Source organism: uncultured Flavobacterium sp., from assembly GCF_951805225.1.
Taxonomy (GTDB): domain Bacteria; phylum Bacteroidota; class Bacteroidia; order Flavobacteriales; family Flavobacteriaceae; genus Flavobacterium.
This window is the reverse complement of sequence record NZ_OX638201.1, coordinates 2,350,107-2,368,798: the sequence shown is the minus strand read 5'-3', so window position 1 is coordinate 2,368,798 and position 18,692 is coordinate 2,350,107. Positions and strand designations below refer to the sequence as shown.

General features: G+C 32.3%; 16 protein-coding genes. 9 read left to right on the top strand and 7 right to left on the bottom strand.

The features are described from left to right. Window positions 1-20: 20 nt before the first annotated feature. From WN975_RS09700 to WN975_RS09685, 4 genes are all read right to left on the bottom strand, one after another. Window positions 21-173, bottom strand: coding sequence for a hypothetical protein (locus WN975_RS09700; protein ID WP_165571361.1), 153 nt, complete (start codon window positions 171-173; stop codon window positions 21-23). Window positions 174-175: 2 nt separating this feature from the next. Next, window positions 176-706 carry a hypothetical protein gene (locus WN975_RS09695; protein WP_042565294.1) on the bottom strand — a complete coding sequence of 177 codons (531 nt, stop codon included), beginning with the start codon at window positions 704-706 and terminating at the stop codon, window positions 176-178. Window positions 707-912: 206 nt separating this feature from the next. Beyond that, window positions 913-1,785, bottom strand: coding sequence for an IS3 family transposase (locus WN975_RS09690; protein ID WP_109746267.1), 873 nt, complete (start codon window positions 1,783-1,785; stop codon window positions 913-915). A gap of 377 nt (window positions 1,786-2,162) precedes the next feature. After that, window positions 2,163-2,324, bottom strand: a complete 162-nt coding sequence (locus WN975_RS09685) for a DUF2805 domain-containing protein (protein WP_338140817.1) — start codon at window positions 2,322-2,324, stop codon at window positions 2,163-2,165. A gap of 206 nt (window positions 2,325-2,530) precedes the next feature. Between WN975_RS09685 and WN975_RS09680 the strand changes: the two genes are divergently transcribed. Together WN975_RS09680 and WN975_RS09675 are read left to right on the top strand one after the other, a co-directional pair. Then, on the top strand, window positions 2,531-3,214 hold the full coding sequence (locus WN975_RS09680; protein WP_337966358.1) for an SDR family oxidoreductase: 684 nt from the start codon (window positions 2,531-2,533) through the stop codon (window positions 3,212-3,214). Between the two features lie 11 nt (window positions 3,215-3,225). Next, window positions 3,226-4,644: an SDR family oxidoreductase gene (locus WN975_RS09675; RefSeq protein WP_337966357.1), complete on the top strand. Its 1,419-nt coding sequence runs from the start codon at window positions 3,226-3,228 to the stop codon at window positions 4,642-4,644. A gap of 205 nt (window positions 4,645-4,849) precedes the next feature. On the opposite strand, the gene WN975_RS09670 is transcribed toward WN975_RS09675, so the two are convergent. Continuing rightward, entirely contained in the window at window positions 4,850-5,905 is a 1,056-nt protein-coding gene (locus tag WN975_RS09670; protein ID WP_337966356.1) for a linear amide C-N hydrolase, read from the bottom strand. A gap of 431 nt (window positions 5,906-6,336) precedes the next feature. Between WN975_RS09670 and WN975_RS09665 the strand changes: the two genes are divergently transcribed. The 5 genes from WN975_RS09665 to WN975_RS09645 all read left to right on the top strand — a co-directional run bounded on the left by WN975_RS09665 (window position 6,337) and on the right by WN975_RS09645 (window position 13,605). Then, window positions 6,337-7,431: an ATP-binding protein gene (locus WN975_RS09665; RefSeq protein WP_337966355.1), complete on the top strand. Its 1,095-nt coding sequence runs from the start codon at window positions 6,337-6,339 to the stop codon at window positions 7,429-7,431. Then, window positions 7,424-8,101 (top strand): response regulator transcription factor, encoded by a 678-nt coding sequence (locus WN975_RS09660; RefSeq protein WP_337966354.1) that lies wholly within the window; start codon window positions 7,424-7,426, stop codon window positions 8,099-8,101. Before WN975_RS09665 ends, WN975_RS09660 begins: the two co-directional genes overlap by 8 nt. Before the next feature lie 95 nt (window positions 8,102-8,196). Beyond that, on the top strand, window positions 8,197-10,161 hold the full coding sequence (locus tag WN975_RS09655; RefSeq protein ID WP_337966353.1) for a KUP/HAK/KT family potassium transporter: 1,965 nt from the start codon (window positions 8,197-8,199) through the stop codon (window positions 10,159-10,161). 967 nt (window positions 10,162-11,128) lie between these two features. Continuing rightward, the gene (locus WN975_RS09650) at window positions 11,129-12,796 is read left to right on the top strand and encodes an amidohydrolase (protein ID WP_337966352.1); all 1,668 of its coding nucleotides are present in this window, start codon (window positions 11,129-11,131) and stop codon (window positions 12,794-12,796) included. 569 nt (window positions 12,797-13,365) lie between these two features. Continuing rightward, window positions 13,366-13,605 (top strand): hypothetical protein, encoded by a 240-nt coding sequence (locus tag WN975_RS09645; protein ID WP_337966351.1) that lies wholly within the window; start codon window positions 13,366-13,368, stop codon window positions 13,603-13,605. A gap of 636 nt (window positions 13,606-14,241) precedes the next feature. Here the strand turns inward: WN975_RS09645 and WN975_RS09640 are convergent. Together WN975_RS09640 and WN975_RS09635 are read right to left on the bottom strand one after the other, a co-directional pair. After that, on the bottom strand, window positions 14,242-14,964 hold the full coding sequence (locus WN975_RS09640; protein ID WP_337966350.1) for a LytTR family DNA-binding domain-containing protein: 723 nt from the start codon (window positions 14,962-14,964) through the stop codon (window positions 14,242-14,244). A 3-nt stretch (window positions 14,965-14,967) separates the two neighbouring features. After that, complete coding sequence (locus WN975_RS09635) at window positions 14,968-16,032, bottom strand: sensor histidine kinase (protein WP_337966349.1); 1,065 nt, start codon at window positions 16,030-16,032, stop codon at window positions 14,968-14,970. A 266-nt stretch (window positions 16,033-16,298) separates the two neighbouring features. Between WN975_RS09635 and WN975_RS09630 the strand changes: the two genes are divergently transcribed. Together WN975_RS09630 and WN975_RS09625 are read left to right on the top strand one after the other, a co-directional pair. Continuing rightward, the gene (locus WN975_RS09630; RefSeq protein WP_337966348.1) at window positions 16,299-17,651 is read left to right on the top strand and encodes a TolC family protein; all 1,353 of its coding nucleotides are present in this window, start codon (window positions 16,299-16,301) and stop codon (window positions 17,649-17,651) included. Window positions 17,652-17,655: 4 nt separating this feature from the next. After that, entirely contained in the window at window positions 17,656-18,687 is a 1,032-nt protein-coding gene (locus WN975_RS09625; protein WP_337966347.1) for an efflux RND transporter periplasmic adaptor subunit, read from the top strand. Window positions 18,688-18,692 lie beyond the last annotated feature (5 nt).

Genomic DNA, 18,692 nt, shown 5'->3' with positions numbered 1-18,692 from the left:
ATAGATGCGACAGAACCGTTCTAATTTTTAAGTATTAATTTCTTTTTCTCAGTTTTCTTTTTTGTTAGTTTTTTCTTTTGAAAAAAATCGCTTAAAGCTTTTTCTTCAGCTAATGTTAGAGAACTTAGTCCACCAATACTGTCTATATCTAAATCTAATTTTTTAGTTTTCATAATTATTTATTTTGAAAATATTTATTGATTAATTTCAAAGCTGATTTTGTTTCAATTATCATAATTCTACCACCGAAATGGAATGCTCCAAGTGTTTTTTCATAATGATCAACTAATTGCGATTTTGAAAGAAAAGAAACATTTCCATCGTGACCGCGCTGAAAAGATAATTTACAAGCATAAGCAACTAGATTACCAGCTACACCAGCATAAACCTTTGTTTGTCCTTTATTGAATGGAGCACTTTCAACAAGATGCATATAGACATGATCTGACTTAACTTCTAAGCTGATAAGACCTTGAATTATTTTTGAATTTCCAAAGATTGTAAGTTTATAAACATCTCTAATTGGATTTTTAAATTCTTCATTCCAATTAAAAAGCCAGCCATTTTTCTTTGTTAAAGACTTTAAATCAGAATTTTGGAGAATAGAAATTTCAGTCTGAAAACTATCTCCAGTAATCACGTTTTCTATTGAGTTTGTTAATTTGTCAATTATAAAATCGAGTCCTGATTCTGCTTCTTTATCCATACTGCTAATTTAATGAATATAATCTAATTTTGAAAACATTTGAATATGGAAAATAAATTCTGCCGACCCTGTCGACAGAATTGTTGGGCTAGTAATGTTTCGAACTTGAGCCTTCAAATTGTTTTAATACAGTATTATCAGTTCTTGTTAAATCTAAATGCATCGATTGTGCACCCAGTTTAACTCTAGCATCATAAGAAAAGCTATTATTTAATTGCCTGCTGATTCTGAAACTCTTCGATGGTTAAGTTTCCGAGTGCAGAATGTCTCCTGCAGGTGTTGTAAAAGTTCTCGATATAATCGGTTATTGATTTTTCTGCTTTCTCTTTAGTCTTATATTTATTTTGGTATACCAGTTCTACCTTTAATGTCTTGAAGAAGCTTTCTGCTATCGCGTTATCATAGCAGTTTCCTTTTCGGCTCATGCTTTGGGTTATTTTATTTGTGGCTAATAAAGCAATAAATTCACGGCAGGCATATTGCTTTCCTTGGTCTGAGTGAAAGAGTAGTTCCTGATTGTTCTGCAATGGACGATTTAAAAGAGCTTTCGTTAAAGAGGTGATGCTTGTATCTTTTGCTCTCATTGTTTCGCTGATTGACCAGCCGATCACTTTACGGTCAAAAAGGTCTATCACCACAGTGAGATAGATCCAGCCTTCATCTGTTTCGATGTAGGTGATATCAGAAACCCAGATTTCGTTTCTTCTGGATGTCTTAAAAATCTGTTCTAATCTGTTTTCTGCTGATCTGTTATTACGGGGTGGGTTTGTAGTCTTTTTATATTTAGATTTTGCAATGCTTCTCAGATGGTTTTCCTTCATAATCTGCCCTACAAATTTTCTGGAAACTTTTATCCCGATGGAATCTAATTCTTTAGCAATTCTCGGGCTTCCGTATCGGCATTGGCTCCAGTGGTAAATTCTTATAATTTCTTTTATTATATGGGCTTTCCGCACAGACTTTGATGTGGGTGTTCTTTTCCTCCAGCGGAAGAAACTGCTTTTGTGGATCTGAAAAATCCGGCACATCTTCTCGACAGGAAATATTTCAGCATTTTCTCTGATGAATTCATATTTCACCTGCCGCTCTTGGAGAAGATATTTTGAGCCTTTTTTAGGATGTCCCTTTCAATTTCTAATTCTTTTATCTGTTTCCGAAGCTTCTGCAGCTCATTTTTATGGGATATTTCAGCTGAAGTTTTCTTTATGGTAAATCTGCCTTCCTGGTAAAGCTTCTTCCAGTGCTGAAGGGTATTTGTACTGATGTTGAGTTCTCTTGCCACGTCACAGACTCTTCAGCAATGGATGCTCATGGAAGCGGCCAGAATCTTAAAGCTTAAAGTAAAGGTTCTCCTTGTATTTTTCATGCTGTTAAAATTAGCAGGAATAAAATTAGCTGGCAGTCAGAAATTTTAGGCAATATATCATCATTTTTTACAAATTCAGATAAATACTGCCTAAGCTTTTAGTCGCAAATAAGGTATCAACTCCACTTTTACATCCGCTTCTGATAAATTAAACTGAAGCTCTATAGTATCAAAAGTAGTTCGATCCTCCCAGGCCATTTCTAGAATACGATCTAATTCAACATCAGAGAAACTAATTTTTTTATTTTTCATAAAATTACTTATTGCATTAAATAATGATTATGAACTTTTTTTAAATTATAAATGTAATAGACAAAAGTTCTTTTACGAAGATAATTAAAATATTATTTTGTTTAACATTTAATAATAATTGTTAAACAATTATTATCTTTAACATATAAATGCAACTAATGCCAACTAACAAAACAGCAATACTAAATTTTTAAAGTCGAACGGAAATGGATAAAATTGTAATTATCGGAGGCAGTAAAGGAATTGGCAGTGCTATTTTGCTACAGCAATTAGAAAATAATTTTGTTTATAATATCAGCAGGACAACACCTGATATTTCGCATCCTAATTTAGTTCATTTTTCGATCGATGTTCTGCAAGATGTATTGCCTGAAATCGAAAGTATTGATGCTTTAATTTATTGTCCCGGATCGATCAATCTGAAGCCCATTTTAAGTCTGAGTACTAACGATTTCAGAGATGATTTTGAAATTAATGTCATTGGAGCCGTAAGAGTAATTCAGCAATACCTGCCTGTTTTAAAGCAAGGAAAAAATCCATCAATTGTTTTATTTAGTACTGTTGCCGCAAAATTAGGAATGCCTTTTCATGCCAGTATCGCTGCGGCTAAATCAGGGGTTGAAGGGCTGGTAAAATCACTTGGGGCTGAGCTGGCTCCGACAATACGTATCAATGCCATTGCACCCACCATTACTGACACCTCATTGACCGCTTCTATTTTACGAAATGATCGGATGAAGGAAAATATGATGGAGCGCCATCCGATGAAAAATTATCTCAAGCCTGAAGAAGTAGCTCAAATGGCTAATTATCTGATTTCTGAAAATGCGAGATCTATTTCCGGCCAGATTTTCCAGATGGATTATGGTTTGGTAAGCTTTAAATTATAAAGAAATAGATCATGAAAATTCTCTTAACAGGTGCAACAGGTTATATAGGAAAACGAATTTTACCTTTGCTTATTGAGCAAGGACATGATGTGGTTTGCTGTGTAAGAGATAAAAACAGGTTTTATTTTCCTGAAAAATTTAAAAATAACATACAAGTCATCGAAGTTGATTTTCTAAATCCCGAGAGTCTGGAAAGTATCCCCGATGATATCGTTGCGGCTTATTATCTGATTCATTCTATGTCGGGTTCTGCAAGTAATTATGATGAATTGGAAAGTATTTCAGCAAATTATTTTGTAGAAAAAATAAATAAAACAAATGCAAAACAAATTATTTATTTAAGCGGAATAGTAAATGATAAGTCGTTATCCAAGCATCTGTCGTCGAGAAAAGCTGTCGAAGATATTTTAAAAACGGGAACAATTCCAACGACAACTTTAAGGGCTGGAATCATAGTAGGATCGGGAAGTGCATCATTTGAAATAATACGCGATTTAGTCAATAAATTGCCGGTTATGATTACTCCAACATGGCTCAATACCAAATGCCAGCCCATAGCTATTACGGATGTTTTAGAGTTTTTAACAAAGTCGTTACTGAACCCTGTAACCTATGATGAGAGTTTTGATATAGGAGGCCCGGATATAGTATCTTATAAAGAGATGTTATTGCAGTTCGCTAAAGCAAAAAAACTAAAAAGATATATTTTTACCATTCCGGTAATGACTCCAAAATTGTCTTCGTATTGGCTCTATTTTGTAACCTCGACCTCTTTTAAGTTAGCTTCTGCACTGGTCAGCAGCATGAAGGTAGAAGTGATTTGTAATGACAACAGGATTAATGATCTTTTGGGAGTAACTCCAATTACTTACAAGCAGGCTTTGGATAGAGCACTTCTAAAAATTAATGAAGATAATATTGTTTCGAGTTGGAAGGATTCTTTGATCAGCGGGCAATTTAAGGGAAATGTTGGCCATTATCTAAAAGTTCCAAAAAAGGACTGTTTTATTGATCGTAGAAAAGAAGATATTATAAACAGGGAATACACGATTGAAAAAATCTGGTGTATTGGTGGAGAAACAGGCTGGTATTATGGGGACTGGCTCTGGAGCTTACGCGGATTTATAGATAAGGTTTTTGGAGGGGTTGGAGCCAGAAGAGGCAGAACTCATAAAAATGAAATACATTCAGGTGATGCCCTGGATTTTTGGCGGGTAATATATGCCAATAAAGAACAGGGAAAATTGATTTTATATGCAGAAATGAAATTGCCCGGTGAAGCCTGGCTTGAATTTAAGATTATCAAAAATACATTATATCAGACTGCTACATTTAAGCCCAGAGGAATAATGGGTAAACTTTATTGGTATTCAGTTTTGCCTTTTCACGGTTTTATTTTTAATGGTATGATTAAAAAATTAATCAGCTGATTATATATTGTATAAGTATTATTAATTTATTTTGATAAGATTAAATGCTGAAATTTAAGTTATAATTTTGATTTTTTTGAAATTGTATACAAAAGGAATTATTTTTTGTATTTGAAAAATAAATAGGTAAAGAGATAAACCATAGACCGCAAATTCATTTGAAAGGAGATCTATGGATTTTGTTTAAGATCAAGATACTTTAATTCTAGTCTAAGCCAGCAAACTTAAATGGCTGTGTCGCTTTAAAATTCATCAAAGAATCTCCGGAGTAATTTTCGTTATTTTCCAAACTCAGTTTTCTGACTTTGGCTTTTTCACTAAAGTCAATTTTGCTAAATTCAACCCATATTACGTTTGGATTTAGTACATTATCGAAATAATAGACAAGATTTTTTTGGTCTGCTACAGTTCTCCATCTGGTAGAGGAAATATTTGGTTCTGTTGGCGACGAAATACCAAGAGGTACAGAGCAATTTCTGATCACTCCAAACACACTAGCTATTGCCTCTCTTGTATTGTCTGTTTTTGGGATTGCGTCAATATAATAGGAGGCTCTTGTAAATCTGTCTGCAGCTCTGTTTGTTCCGGGCAGCATAATGGTTCCCGGAATTCCTTTCCAGTAGCTGTTTATTGCCAATTGTTCTTCAAAAATCGGGGAGTTGGTCATTACAGTGAATTTTGGATCATGATGTATGACTAGTTTTCCGTTGATATATTCAAAAATAGCATTGTCTCCAGTCGGATCAGAAACAGATAAATGAACAGTAGCAAAAATATCCGTTCCGGGAATGTGAGAGGAAACAACCACAAAATCATTCTTTGAAAATGCTTCCACTGCTTCTGCTACCGTCGCAAAATTATCTAATGTATATTGTAGCCAGAGTGAAACTGCCAGTCCTTTTTTATTTCCGTTTTTTTCGAAAGCAGGGAAATTGGACTCCGCCAGCCATAGAAGATTACTCACAAGGCCTTTTTCATTCATGCCGTCAGAGGAAGCAATGTCCCAGGAGCTTGTTATGACACTTCCGTATTTGGATTTCCATTTTAAAGAATTGGTTCCTGCTTCACCATTTCTATCCATTGCGCGGGGGAAAATCCATAAATTAGCCGCAATATCGGTCTTCCAGTCCATAGAACGTGCCGTAATAATCATTCCATTTAATCCCTTGTATACCACTCTTGTGCAGGCTTCCGCATTCTGATTGAGAATTAGGACAGTAAGGATAAGTAAATTTGTAAGAATTTTGCTTCTTATTTTCATTGCTGTTTGTATTTAAATTAGATTTTTGTTCTTTAAAATAAGACTGAAACTGATTTTTTTTTAAAATATTAAAGTGGCATTATAAATATTAATGATATTCTGATTTTATTTATATTGCTGTATTGTAATGTTTTATATCTTGTTAAAAATACGAATTAAAATGACAGCTATTCAAATAAATATCAAAAAGGAGAATGATAGTATCATTATTAATCGGGCACTGAAATTCAGGATTTGCTTTAATAAGTTTGTAAGATCATAGGAAATAATAAACTTTGATTAATGGACAAATTATTAAATGTCTAAATAGTAAGAGAGGTAAAAACTGCTTAAGGTAAATGAAATTGGCAAAATTAAACCCTGGATGGAAACTTTTATTTTAAGCAGTTTAATATTTAAGTACTTTTGCTCACACCAAAATTATTTCTATTTTGAAAAGGCTGACAGTTAAAGTATACTCCATTGAAAAGCAGTCCATTATTAGTATTACATTAGTTTTACTAATTTCGGCACTTTGTTTTTTATCTTCACAATGGATCGATTATAGAATTACGGCATTAATTTTACTAATGACTGTTTCTGTTCTTGCGGTACTATTTGATATTTTTCCAGTGTTAATAACCGCAATCTTAAGCGGTTTAATTTTGAATTTCTTTTTCATCAAGCCTCTTTTTTCATTTGAAATTACGAATACCGAAGACGTCCTGCTATTTATGATGTACATTATTATTGCATTAGTAAATGCGGTTTTAACTTTCAAAATCCGTGAATCTGAAAACAAAGCAAGAGAAAAAGCAAGAGATATAGAAGAAAAAATAAAAACCATAAAACTCTACAATGTTTTATTGAATTCAATTTCACACGAATTGCGAACACCAATTGCTACAATAATAGGAGCTGTTGATCTTTTAAAAGAAAAAGGGACTATCGTTTCTGCAGAAAATCAAGAAGTTTTATTAGATGAAATAGACAAGGCCAGTATTAGGCTCAATCAGCAGGTAGAAAATCTCTTAAATATGAGCCGACTGGATACCGGAATACTGCAGTTGAAAAAAGATTGGTGTGATACTGAAGAATTGATAAACAGTGTTATTCAAAAATTAGTACCGTTAGGCAGTAATCATATTATATTTTTTAAACCAAAGGAAAATCTGCCTTTTTTTAAATTAGATACCGGGTTGATGGAGGAAATAATGCGTAATCTAATTTATAATGCACTGCTTTACACTCCAAAGGATACAATTATTGAGATTGATATCAAATACGAGATTTCTACTTGTATTATTTCTGTTTCCGACAATGGCAATGGTTTACCTGAAGATGAGATACAACTTGTTTTTGATAAATTTTACAGACTGCAAAAAAGTAAAAGCGGCGGAAGCGGATTGGGACTGTCAATTGTAAAAGGATTTGTAGAGGCACATGATGGGACTATAGAATTGGAAAACAATACAACAGGCGGAGCAAAATTTACGCTAAAATTGCCTGTTGAAACTTCCTATTTAAAAAATTTAAAGAATGAATAAAGCCAAAATATTAATTATAGACGACGAAGCACCAATTAGGAAACTGCTCGAAATTACTTTGGAAAGTAACGATTATAAAGTTTGGCAGGCTGAAACAGGTAAAAGTGGTATACTAATGGCAGTGAACCATCCGCCGGATTTAATTTTACTGGATATTGGCCTGCCAGACAAAAGTGGCCATGAAGTGCTGAAAGAATTACGTACCTGGTACACTAAAGGAATTATTATTCTTTCTGTGCAAAACAGCGAAAAAGATATTGTAAAAGCATTGGACAATCACGCAACAGATTATCTGGCAAAACCATTTAGAACAGCTGAATTATTGGCAAGAGTCCGATCTGTTATTAGACGCAATCAAAGAGATGAAGACAGCAATATTTCAAATTATGGAGAATTAGAAATTGATTTTAGTGCCCGAATAGTGAAAAAAAATAATGAAATTTTAAAATTGACGGCAACGGAATTCAATTTATTAACTCTTTTTGTAAAAAATGAAGGACGAGTTTTAACACATCAGTATCTTCTAAAAGAAATCTGGGGGATAGGGTATCAAACCGAAACTCAATATCTACGTGTTTTTGTGGCAACATTGCGCAAAAAAATTGAAGAAAACCCTAATCAGCCCAAACATATTGTTACTGAAAGCGGTGTCGGTTACCGTTTTAGTTAATCTTTATAAAATCTTTATATTTTAAGCATACTTCTTTATATTTTACAAATATCATTTCGTCGAACTTTGCGCCATTAAATTTTTAACAAATTAAAATGGATACTTCAAAAAATGGCATTAAAAACAAAGTAACAATTGCTTCACTTTTAGTTGCACTCGGTATAATATATGGAGATATTGGTACAAGTCCTTTATATGTTTTTAGAGCCATAATTGGTGCACGAAATATAGATTTAACTTTAGTATATGGAGGAGTTTCATGTGTGTTTTGGACTTTAGTCTTTCAAACGACAATTAAATATATCTGGCTTACACTCCGGGCAGATAATCACGGTGAAGGAGGGATATTTTCGCTTTACGCACTCGTTAGGCGTTACGGTAAAAAATTAGTAATTCCTACTATTCTTGGAGCAACAACATTACTTGCAGACGGAATTATTACCCCGCCAATTTCTGTTTCATCAGCCATCGAAGGTTTAGGTATGGTCAAAGGATTGGAAAATGTTATTATTCCGGGAAATACGCTTACCATCGGAATTGTAGTTGCCATTATCTCACTTTTATTTTTTTTTCAACGTTTCGGAACTCAGGTTATAGGTAAAGCATTTGGCCCGATTATGACACTTTGGTTCACAATGCTGATTGTTTTTGGAATTAATGAAATTGTAATTCATCCTGATATAATCACTGCCTTAAATCCCTATCATGCGTATAATTTATTAATTAATTACCCGAATGGCTTTTGGCTTTTAGGAGCCGTTTTTCTTTGTACAACTGGTGCTGAAGCTTTATATTCGGATTTGGGACACTGTGGCATCAAAAATATTCGTATCACTTGGATTTATGTAAAAATAAGTCTGGTAACTGCCTATTTGGGGCAGGCGGCATGGCTCATGCACCAAGGACAAGTTTTGCTAAATGACAGAAATCCATTTTTTGAAATTATTCCAAGATGGTTTCTTTTACCCAGTATAATAATTGCTACAATGGCAACCATAATTGCTTCACAGGCTTTAATAAGCGGAAGTTTTACTTTAATAAGCGAAGCAATGAATCTTAACTTTTGGCCGAGGGTTACTGTAAGCCAGCCCAGCGATAGCAAAGGTCAAATTTATATACCAAGTGTAAATACCATGCTTTGGTTTGGCTGTGTTTTAATGATGGTTTATTTTAAAAGAAGCGCACATATGGAAGCTGCTTACGGGTTTTCCATAACCATCACAATGATGATGACTTCCTTATTATTAAGTTATTTTATATATTATCGATTAAAATGGAATAAAATTTATGTCATAGGGTTTTTAGTTGTTTTTGGCGCTATTGAAATTTCATTTTTTATAGCTAATGTGGCTAAAATAAAGGAACGCTGGATGTTTTTGTTTTTTGAATTATTTATATTTATGGTAATGTACGTGTGGTATTATGCACGAAAAATTAATAATAGCTACACCAAATTTGTAGAATTAGGAAAATACAGTGAACAATTGACAGAATTAAGTCAGGATGATGTTATACCAAAATTTGCAACGCATTTAATTTATCTGACTAAAGCTGACAGAAGACATGAAATAGAAGAAAAAATTATCAAATCAATTTTTGCCAAAAAACCAAAACGTGCCGATGTGTACTGGTTTCTTCACATTAATCGTACTGAGGATCCATTTACTCTTTCGTATGATGTTTCGGAGTTGGTTGATGATAAAGTGATAAAAATAAATATCAATGTTGGTTTTAGAGTACAGCCAAGAGCCGAATTGTATTTCAAAAAAATTGTACAGGAATTGGTAGCAAGTAAAGAACTAAATCTGCATATCCGCCCAGATGGTTCGACGAAATATAACAACGAACCTGATTTTAAATTTGTTGTGATCGAAAAATTCCTTTCAGTAGAAAATGAATTTGAATTACGTGACGGATTCTTATTAAAAGGATATTTCTTTCTTAAAAAATTAGGGTTAAGCGATGAGAAAGCTTTCGGCTTAGACAAAAGTGATGTGCAGGTTGAGCAAATTCCAGTAGCTTATAATAAGATCTGCAACATACAGTTAGAGCGAAAATAAAAATGGTTAACTATAAAAAAGAAGCTTTATTTTTTTATAATTAAGCCATCTAAGAAATAATAAAATCCTCAGAGATATGAACTAAAAGACTCTGCATTGGAAGTGCAGAGTCTTTACAGGTATTGATAAGTTAATTTTAATTTGCATACTGAATTTTCCACATATTAAATAGGAGTACCTTTACTCATGATTAAGAAAAAATAAAAGGGATTAATCTGCTTTGCTTTTTCGAACTTAGAATCTGGTTTTGAGTCATAAAGAGATAGTATACAAAAATTTCACAAAACAAGTATTGCCAGTTACAATCTTTTATGTTTTTATTAGTTTTAAAATCTAACCTTAACAGCTTAAAAAAGTGACATTGATTTCCAAAGAAAAATTTTCTGGAGCAGCAGGAAGTGCAATTGCAAATTTAGGCTAATTTACATTTTTTATTCTTCAGCATTTTTCATTTACATTAAAAAGGGAATTGATTCCTAAGTATTACTAAAGTACAAAAAGCTAATTTTTAAATATTTCCCAATAAAAGAGCAAAGTTTAGCTTGCTTAAAATGAATTTTGTAATTTTTAATTGTTTGAAAAGAAAAATACAGTTTTACAGCAAATAAGAGAAAAAATCAACTCTTTTAAATTTTACAAAACAGAATTGGAGAAAATTAGACAATGGCAGGATTCGAACCATATTTAATTTCCAGCAAAATGAAGCTGATGGCAGAAAATTTACGTGACATCTGACAACTTTTAAAGATATGAGTAATCCTGTTTTCATACTAAAATTTGGTTATATTTGTTAACAGCAGAATTGGATCTTTTTTACTTAATAATACTGATTGTAAGTCTGTTGCTGATACATTCAATAAGATGTAACACTAAACAAAATACTTGAAATGAAAAAAATAACCATATTTATTTTGACAATTTTCTTAATGATCTTTGTGAGTTGTAATCAGACTTCAAAACAAAAAAAATGACAGGTTTAGCCGATGCTATATATTATGGTGGAGATATTCTAACCATGGAAGGAGATACTGCAAATTATGCTGAAGCCGTAGCCATCAAAGATGGAAAAATTCTTTTCGTTGGTTCTAAATCCGAAGCCAAAAAATTTCAAGGCGAAACAACTAAAATGAATGACCTGGAAGGAAAAACCATGATGCCTGGGTTTATTGATCCGCATTTACATCCAATTCTTGGATCTGTAATATTAAATACAAAATTTGCGTCGCCATTTGATTGGAATTTTCCCTGGGGGAAAGTAACTGCTGTTCGTGGGCATAAACCTTTTATAGATAAAGTGGTTCAATATGATAAAGCATTGAAAGACCCTTTGGAACAATTAATAGTGTGGGGTTATATGGAACCTTTTCATGGCAGTATATCGCGTACAGAGCTGGATTCTATTTCAACTATCCGACCTATCGTAGTCTGGCAATATTCGGCTCACGAAATGTTTTTTAATACAGCTGCTCTTAAAAAATTTAAAATCACAGAAGCCCAAGCAAAAGGGAATAGCCAGATTGATTACAAAAAAGGTCGATTTGTAGAAGCAGGTTTTTTCTCGATTGCATTACCCAAACTAGCTCCGTACTTAATGGGAGAAAAAGTAATGAAGGAAGCGATGGAGAAATTTAGTGAAGTGGTTCACCTTGGTGGAATTACAACGGTTGGCGATATGGCATTAGGTTCTTCCGGAAGTATGGAAACCGATTTAAAAATGACTGCATCGATTTTAGATAACCCAAACACACCATTTCGCATACACTATACTCCAGACCTAAATACATTGGGCGTTATAAATGGAGATGGAGAAAAGACCTTGATAATTGTAAAAGAATTGGAGAAGAAAAAATCGCCCCACATGATCATTGGACATAGTATAAAACTATTTTCTGATGGTGCTTTTTTTGGTCAGGCTTTTCAGGTAGAAGCGCCTGGTTTTAATGATGGTCATCATGGAGAGTGGATTATGCAGCCGGAACGGCTGCATAAAACAATGCGTTTTTGGTGGAATGCAGGATATACAATTCATATTCATTGCAATGGAAGCGGTGGTTTGACAGCCATTTTAGATGAATTAGAAATTTTACAAAAAGAAAGTCCACAGAAAGACCATCGTCTGACTATTGAACATTTTGGACAATCATCAGCTGCACAAGCTAAAAGAATTGCAGATTTAGGAGCTGTTGTATCGGCTAATCCATATTATTTATTTGCGATGGGCGATAAATTTTCGGGCGATAAAATTCTGGGTAAAGCAAGAGGTTCAGAGCTTGTACGACTAGGTTCGTTACTCAAAAATAAAGTGCCTTTTGCATTGCATACTGATTTTACCATGGCACCGCTTCAGCCATTAGTTTTGGCTTGGGTTGCTGTAAATAGGATAACAGCTGATGGGAATTTGTTAGCTCCGGAAGAAAGAGTTCCTGTTTATAATGCTTTGAAAGGGATTACTTCAAATGCTGCTTTTGTTTTGCGTTTGGAAGATGTAACAGGGAGTGTTAAGGTAGGGAAAAAGGCAGATTTTGTAATCTTAGCTGAAAATCCAATGAAAATTGATCCTATTAAATTAAAAGATGTTAAAGTATTAGAGACTGTATATGAGGGACGAAGTTATCCAATTAAAATAATCAAATAAAGTCAAATATTTAACAAAAACCTTTAAGAAAAATTTGAATTTAACTGCTTCAAATCTATACTTGTTGTAAAAATAAAGAATATTCTATAGCTATAAACCGTTATTCTGTATGTATCTTGTAAAAAAAACAAGAAAAAACCACGAATTTTTACAAAACATAACCTCAAAGAAGTCTAAAAGCGCTATGGATAATTTGTTGGATTCTATCGTATTTGTAATAACTTTTATCTTAGAATTTTAAACTCATTCAAGAAGTGTATCTTTCCAAATTCTAGTGATTTTTCCATTTTTCCCCTTTTATTCCGTGGATTCTCAATTCTGTTTTTTCATGAATGTGAATTTTGGGACTTTTTTTCATGAAAAATTCCTGTAATGTTTATAAACCTTCTGTTCACTTTCTTTAACAAGTTCATTTTAAAAGTTAAGACCTGTTCCTTTTACAGAATATGAAGGGCAGTATAGAAACTTACCTTTATCATGTTTCATTTTATATTTTGAAACCTGTTTTTAAAATATTTCTTTTCAGTTATCTCTAACTTTACAATAGTTTCCATTTAATATCATAGAATATGTCAATACCTAATGAATTGTATAATGTCAAATTTGCTGATTTTATCGAATCTATCAAAATTTGGTATTTGGTAGATGATAAATTTAAAATGATTTGCGATGATTACTGCAGCAATAAAATGGTTACAGAAAAACAAAAAAGAAAAATCGAGAAAATATTTAGTCAAAAATTAAAAAGTGAAAACTTATCCAAAGAACTCGAAGAAGAAATACTTATTTATCTATTAAAGAGGTCTTAGTTTAAATATTAAAATTCTTAATTTATTTAGTGACCAGCGATAAAATTAATATTGGCCTGGTAATTTATCTTTTTTTTCGTTTCATTTTATAAAATGAAACAATGTTTAAAATATAAACAGGACTTAATGTTCATAAAGTAAATTAGTATAATCAGTGTTCTTAGTAAATTTCCTTTATGTTACACTGATATTTACACATATTTCTAACTGAGTAATACCGGTCTGTATTGTAGTATTAGAAGTTATGTTTTTTAAAGTTGAGTTTTGGTTATATACAAAACTGCATTATTGAATTGTTTTATTGTTACGCCCTTTATTTTTTCATTCTCAAAGAAAGAAGTAAAGGATATTATTTTTCGAAATAAATTAAACAGATAATAACTAATACATAAAATTATGAATACCAAAAGAAATACTATTTATATAAAAAGTATAGCAGTTACTGAACAATTTACAAATCATTTTATGAATGATTTAAAGAAATTGGCTTACTTGCAAGTGAATTTGTAAGATAATTATTTTGGATTTTTATTTATAAGCGGTTTGTATGTATAGTGAGGGTCAAAATGATAAAAACTGTTAATACAGGAAGTTGTCATTTCTATCTTTAAACATGTTAAAGGGGTAATTTCTTTTTTATCTACCTAAAATTTTTCCAGTAACAAATTGTTCAAAAAAGGAATCTCTGTAAATATTTCCTATCGGAATTTCGTTGACACCAATGTATATCGTATTGTTGTCTACAGAATCAATATTATTGATATTAATAACATATGATTTACTTACTCGTGCAAATATTTTTTGAGGAAGCTTTTCATGTATAGTTTTAATGTTCATGGCCGTGACTATTTTCTGATTCGCTGTATGCAGAACAACATAATCTTTTAAACCTTCAATGTATAGAATCTGACTAAAAAATAGTTTGATTATTTTGCGATCTGCTTTCACAAAAAAGTAATCATCTCCAATACTTTCGATTTTATTTTCAACAGGATCAGCTTTAAATAATTTAGAATAAGCAATAGCCTTAGCAACGCTTTTTTGAAAACGTTCCTCACGTATCGGTTTTATTAAATAATCAATAGCATCAACTTCATAACTGTCTAAAGCAAATTCTGAAAATGCTGTCGAAAATATAACAAGTGTTTCTTTTGGAATCTTTTTAGCAAATTCAATTCCATTTATTCCTGGCATTTGTATGTCTAAAAAGATAAGTTCAACATTATGATCATCCATAAATTCAGATGCAGAAGCTGCACTATTAAAAGAGCCTAATAAATGTAAAGTCTTGTTTTGTTCTATCAGCATTTCGATTGCTTCGCGAGCAAGAGGTTCATCATCAACAATAATACAGTTCATACTTTATAAATTAATGGTTAATGTTACGCTAAAAAGAACATCAGATTCTTCAATATTTAATGCATGTCTTTCAGGATAAAGCAGTTTCAGTCTTTTCTTCACGTTAGTAAGGCCAAGTCCGCCAGTGGTATTTACAGCTTTTATTAAAGGTTTAGAATTAACGCATTTAAATAGAAGTATATTATTCTCAAAACTAAAAAACAAATTAACAAACGTCGTGCTTCCTGCGCCATTATTATGTTTTACTGCATTTTCTACAAAAGTAATAAATAATAAAGGAGACAGCTGGACACCGTTCAATTCTCCTTTTTTAGTTATTGTAAAAGTAAAATCATCACGGCGTATTTTTTCAAGGTTTAAGAAGTCTTCCAGAAAACGAATTTCAGCCGTAAGCAAAACTTTTTCTCTCGAACTGTCATATAATTGATATCGGAGTAAATCACTTAAACCCATTAAAACAACCGAAGCTTTTTCAGGATCTTTTTTGGTTAGTACGTTGGCATTATTCAACATATTAAAAAGAAAGTGGGGATTAATCTGGTTTTTTAATTGCTCTAATTCTGCGCTCGTTTTTGATTTCTCTAATTCTACAATCATTTTATTGTCAGAAATCCATTGATCAAATAAACGCACGGCGGCAGATGCAGCGATTAAAACCACGATCATAAAAATAAAAAACAGAATTGACATTTCGCCCTGATTAGAATTGACATTGTCTGGCTGTTCAAAATGATATGGTTTTAAAACATCAAATAAAAAAAACATTACACTATATATTATGGCAATAAACACAAATGAAACAATAAGGTAGAAAGAAAATTTTCTTTTAAATAAATACTTCGGCACCAGCCAATAAACATTACTGTAGAATAAAGCAATCAGCATGACAACGACGGTTCCTTTAAAAATAAAAGAGGCAGGAGGTGTGTAGGAGATTTCTCTGAAATAAGCAGATAAAATCATAAAGATTATAAGGGCGAGATGCCAGTAAATCCTGTTTTTTGGGTTTGAAAAAAAATCATTGCTAATCGCAGTAATGTTTTCCGATGATTTGGGTTGCTCTACCATAAATTTTGAATTATTTATAAAATTACCCTTTTTACGAATACCGAATTCCTTTTTATACAAAACAGCTGTTTTTTTATACCAAACAAACTTGAGAAAACTAGTATTTATAGCCGTTGCCCATTTGGTATAATAAATAACGGCTTTGGTATAAAATCAATAAAGGAACTATAACAAATTGATAGTTTTGGTTCAGATTTAAAAGAGTTTATGCAACAGTTTAAACTTCTTTAATCACAGTAAATCAATTATTAAACATTACTATCATTATGATTCATAAGGTTATTGCGATCTCTTTTCTATTTGCTTTTTCTTTCGGATTTTGCCAAAATAAAACAGTAGATCAATACATTCAGCTTGGATTTAAAAATAATCTTGGACTAAAACAACAGAATTTAAATCTGAAACAGTCCTTTGATAATTTAAAAATTGCAAAAGGAATATTTTATCCCACTTTAAAATTCCAAAGTGATTATACCTACGCTTCGGGCGGAAGAAATATCGTTTTACCTCTTGGCGATTTGTTAAATCCGGCTTACAATTCCCTCAACCAATTAAATGGCAATACTAATTTTAAAAACATAAATAATCAGGAATTTAATCTGAGTGCCAATGATTATTATGACACGAGATTGAATGTAATGCTGTCATTGGTCGATGCAGAAATGATTCTGAATAAAAACATCAAAAAAGAAGCTATAAATCAAAAAGAGGCAGAAGTAGCAGTTTATAAAAGAGGTTTGGTCCGGGATATAAAAGTTGCCTATTACAATATTGCAATGATCAAAAATCAGATAAAAATTTTTAATAATGCCGATAAATTACTGCAGGATAATTATAAAATTACCCAATCGAGATTTAAAAACGGAAAGGTTCTGCAAGGCGATGTTCTTAGGATTCATTCTGATATTAACGACAATAACGCTAAAAAGACCGAAGCCCAAAACCGACTGAAAACGGCTTTTGCGTATCTCAATTTTATTATAAATGAAGATTTAATAAAAGAAGTAAAAATAGATACCACAGGATTTAAGCAATCTCAGGTTTCTATTTCTGAAGCTGAATTTAAAAGTAATGAAAGAGAAGAAATTACAGCGTTAAGAAGTTCGCTCGAACAATCTAGTCTAATGGTAAAGAGCAAAAAAGCGGCTTATCTGCCAGTTGTAAATACTTTTCTGAATGCAGGTTTTCAAAGTACTTATCTGTTATTTAATACTGATACACGCTATTTATTTGGCGGTGTGACCCTAAAATGGAATATTTTTTCCGGTTTTCAGAACAAGAACAAAATTAGTATTGCCAAAAGTGATGTATCGATTTTGGATGCAAAAATTACAGAAAGTACCAAGCAATTCGAATATCAGAAAAAACTGGGAGAAAATGATTTAAATAGTGCAGAAGCCCGATTACAAAGTAGTGCTGAAAATATTGTTTTTCTGGAAGAATATTACAGAGAAACAAAATCCAGATACGATCAGGGAATGGTGTTGCTTGTTGAAATTAACGATGCTTTTACACAGCTTATAGATGGCCGATTAAACTATGAACTAGCCAATACTGCGGTGCTTATCAAAAAAGCAGAAGTAGAACGTACAACCGCTTCTTACATATTAAACCAATAAAAATATGAGAACACAAAATTTTATTCTTATAATCATAATGTCTGTAACGGTTTCATGTACCAAGAAGCATGTAGAAGCCAACGAGTCTGATATAATTGCAGTTAAAATACAAAAAATAAGTTATAAAAGTTATGCACAACCCATTGTTTCAGGCGGTATTATAACATCTGATAAAGAAACCCGACTATCTTTTAAGATTGGTGGTATTATCGATAAATTATATGTCGACGAAGGACAAATGGTATCAAAAGGGCAATTGTTAGGAACCTTAAATCAAACAGAAATTTCGGCACAGCTTCAACAAGCGAAAAATGATTTAGAGAAAGCACAAAGAAATCACAAACGAATTGAAAATCTTCATAAAGACAATGCTGCAACAGCCGAAGAATTCGAAAATACAGCCACAAGTTTAAACTCAGCGAAACAACTTTATGACATCGCAAAATTTAATAAAAAATACGCATCGATTTATGCCAATCAATCTGGAAGTGTTATTAAAAAAGAAATGAACGAAGGCGAAATGGCAAGTGCCGGAAGTCCTGTTTTTACCATTAATGCGTCAGGAAACAATAACTGGATTATTAAAATTGGATTATCAGACAAAGAATGGGTAAGGGTAAAAAAAGGTGATCAGGCCGTAATTACAACAGATGCGTATGGTGATAAAAAATTTACTGCGGTTGTTTCTGAAATTGGTGTCGCGGCAGATCCTCAAACCGGAACATTTTTGATCAAGCTAAAAATTGATCCACAGCAATATAAGTTTGCGAATGGTTTAGCAGCAAAAATAGCAATCTATCCTTCTCAAAAAGAAAAGTTTTATTTTATTCCAACTTCTGCAATGGTCGAAGCAAGGGAGCATTCCGGCGTAGTATACTCTGTAAATCCAGATCAGAAATCAGTACAAAAACATACCGTCGAAATTGCTTTTACAGAAAACAACAGAATTGCAATACGTTCGGGGCTGGAAAATGTAAAAAGTGTTATAACAGATGGAGCTTCGTATTTATCATCTGATTCAAAAATTAAATTATAATTGAT

Bases quoted from the DNA above. Each gene is read 5' to 3' on its own strand.
- WN975_RS09700 (WP_165571361.1), bottom strand. From the start codon at position 173: ATGAAAACTAAAAAATTAGATTTAGATATAGACAGTATTGGTGGACTA.
- WN975_RS09695 (WP_042565294.1), bottom strand. From the start codon at position 706: ATGGATAAAGAAGCAGAATCAGGACTCGATTTTATAATTGACAAATTA.
- WN975_RS09685 (WP_338140817.1), bottom strand. From the start codon at position 2,324: ATGAAAAATAAAAAAATTAGTTTCTCTGATGTTGAATTAGATCGTATT.
- WN975_RS09680 (WP_337966358.1), top strand. From the start codon at position 2,531: ATGGATAAAATTGTAATTATCGGAGGCAGTAAAGGAATTGGCAGTGCT.
- WN975_RS09675 (WP_337966357.1), top strand. From the start codon at position 3,226: ATGAAAATTCTCTTAACAGGTGCAACAGGTTATATAGGAAAACGAATT.
- WN975_RS09670 (WP_337966356.1), bottom strand. From the start codon at position 5,905: ATGAAAATAAGAAGCAAAATTCTTACAAATTTACTTATCCTTACTGTC.
- WN975_RS09660 (WP_337966354.1), top strand. From the start codon at position 7,424: ATGAATAAAGCCAAAATATTAATTATAGACGACGAAGCACCAATTAGG.
- WN975_RS09655 (WP_337966353.1), top strand. From the start codon at position 8,197: ATGGATACTTCAAAAAATGGCATTAAAAACAAAGTAACAATTGCTTCA.
- WN975_RS09650 (WP_337966352.1), top strand. From the start codon at position 11,129: ATGACAGGTTTAGCCGATGCTATATATTATGGTGGAGATATTCTAACC.
- WN975_RS09645 (WP_337966351.1), top strand. From the start codon at position 13,366: ATGTCAATACCTAATGAATTGTATAATGTCAAATTTGCTGATTTTATC.
- WN975_RS09640 (WP_337966350.1), bottom strand. From the start codon at position 14,964: ATGAACTGTATTATTGTTGATGATGAACCTCTTGCTCGCGAAGCAATC.
- WN975_RS09635 (WP_337966349.1), bottom strand. From the start codon at position 16,032: ATGGTAGAGCAACCCAAATCATCGGAAAACATTACTGCGATTAGCAAT.
- WN975_RS09630 (WP_337966348.1), top strand. From the start codon at position 16,299: ATGATTCATAAGGTTATTGCGATCTCTTTTCTATTTGCTTTTTCTTTC.
- WN975_RS09625 (WP_337966347.1), top strand. From the start codon at position 17,656: ATGAGAACACAAAATTTTATTCTTATAATCATAATGTCTGTAACGGTT.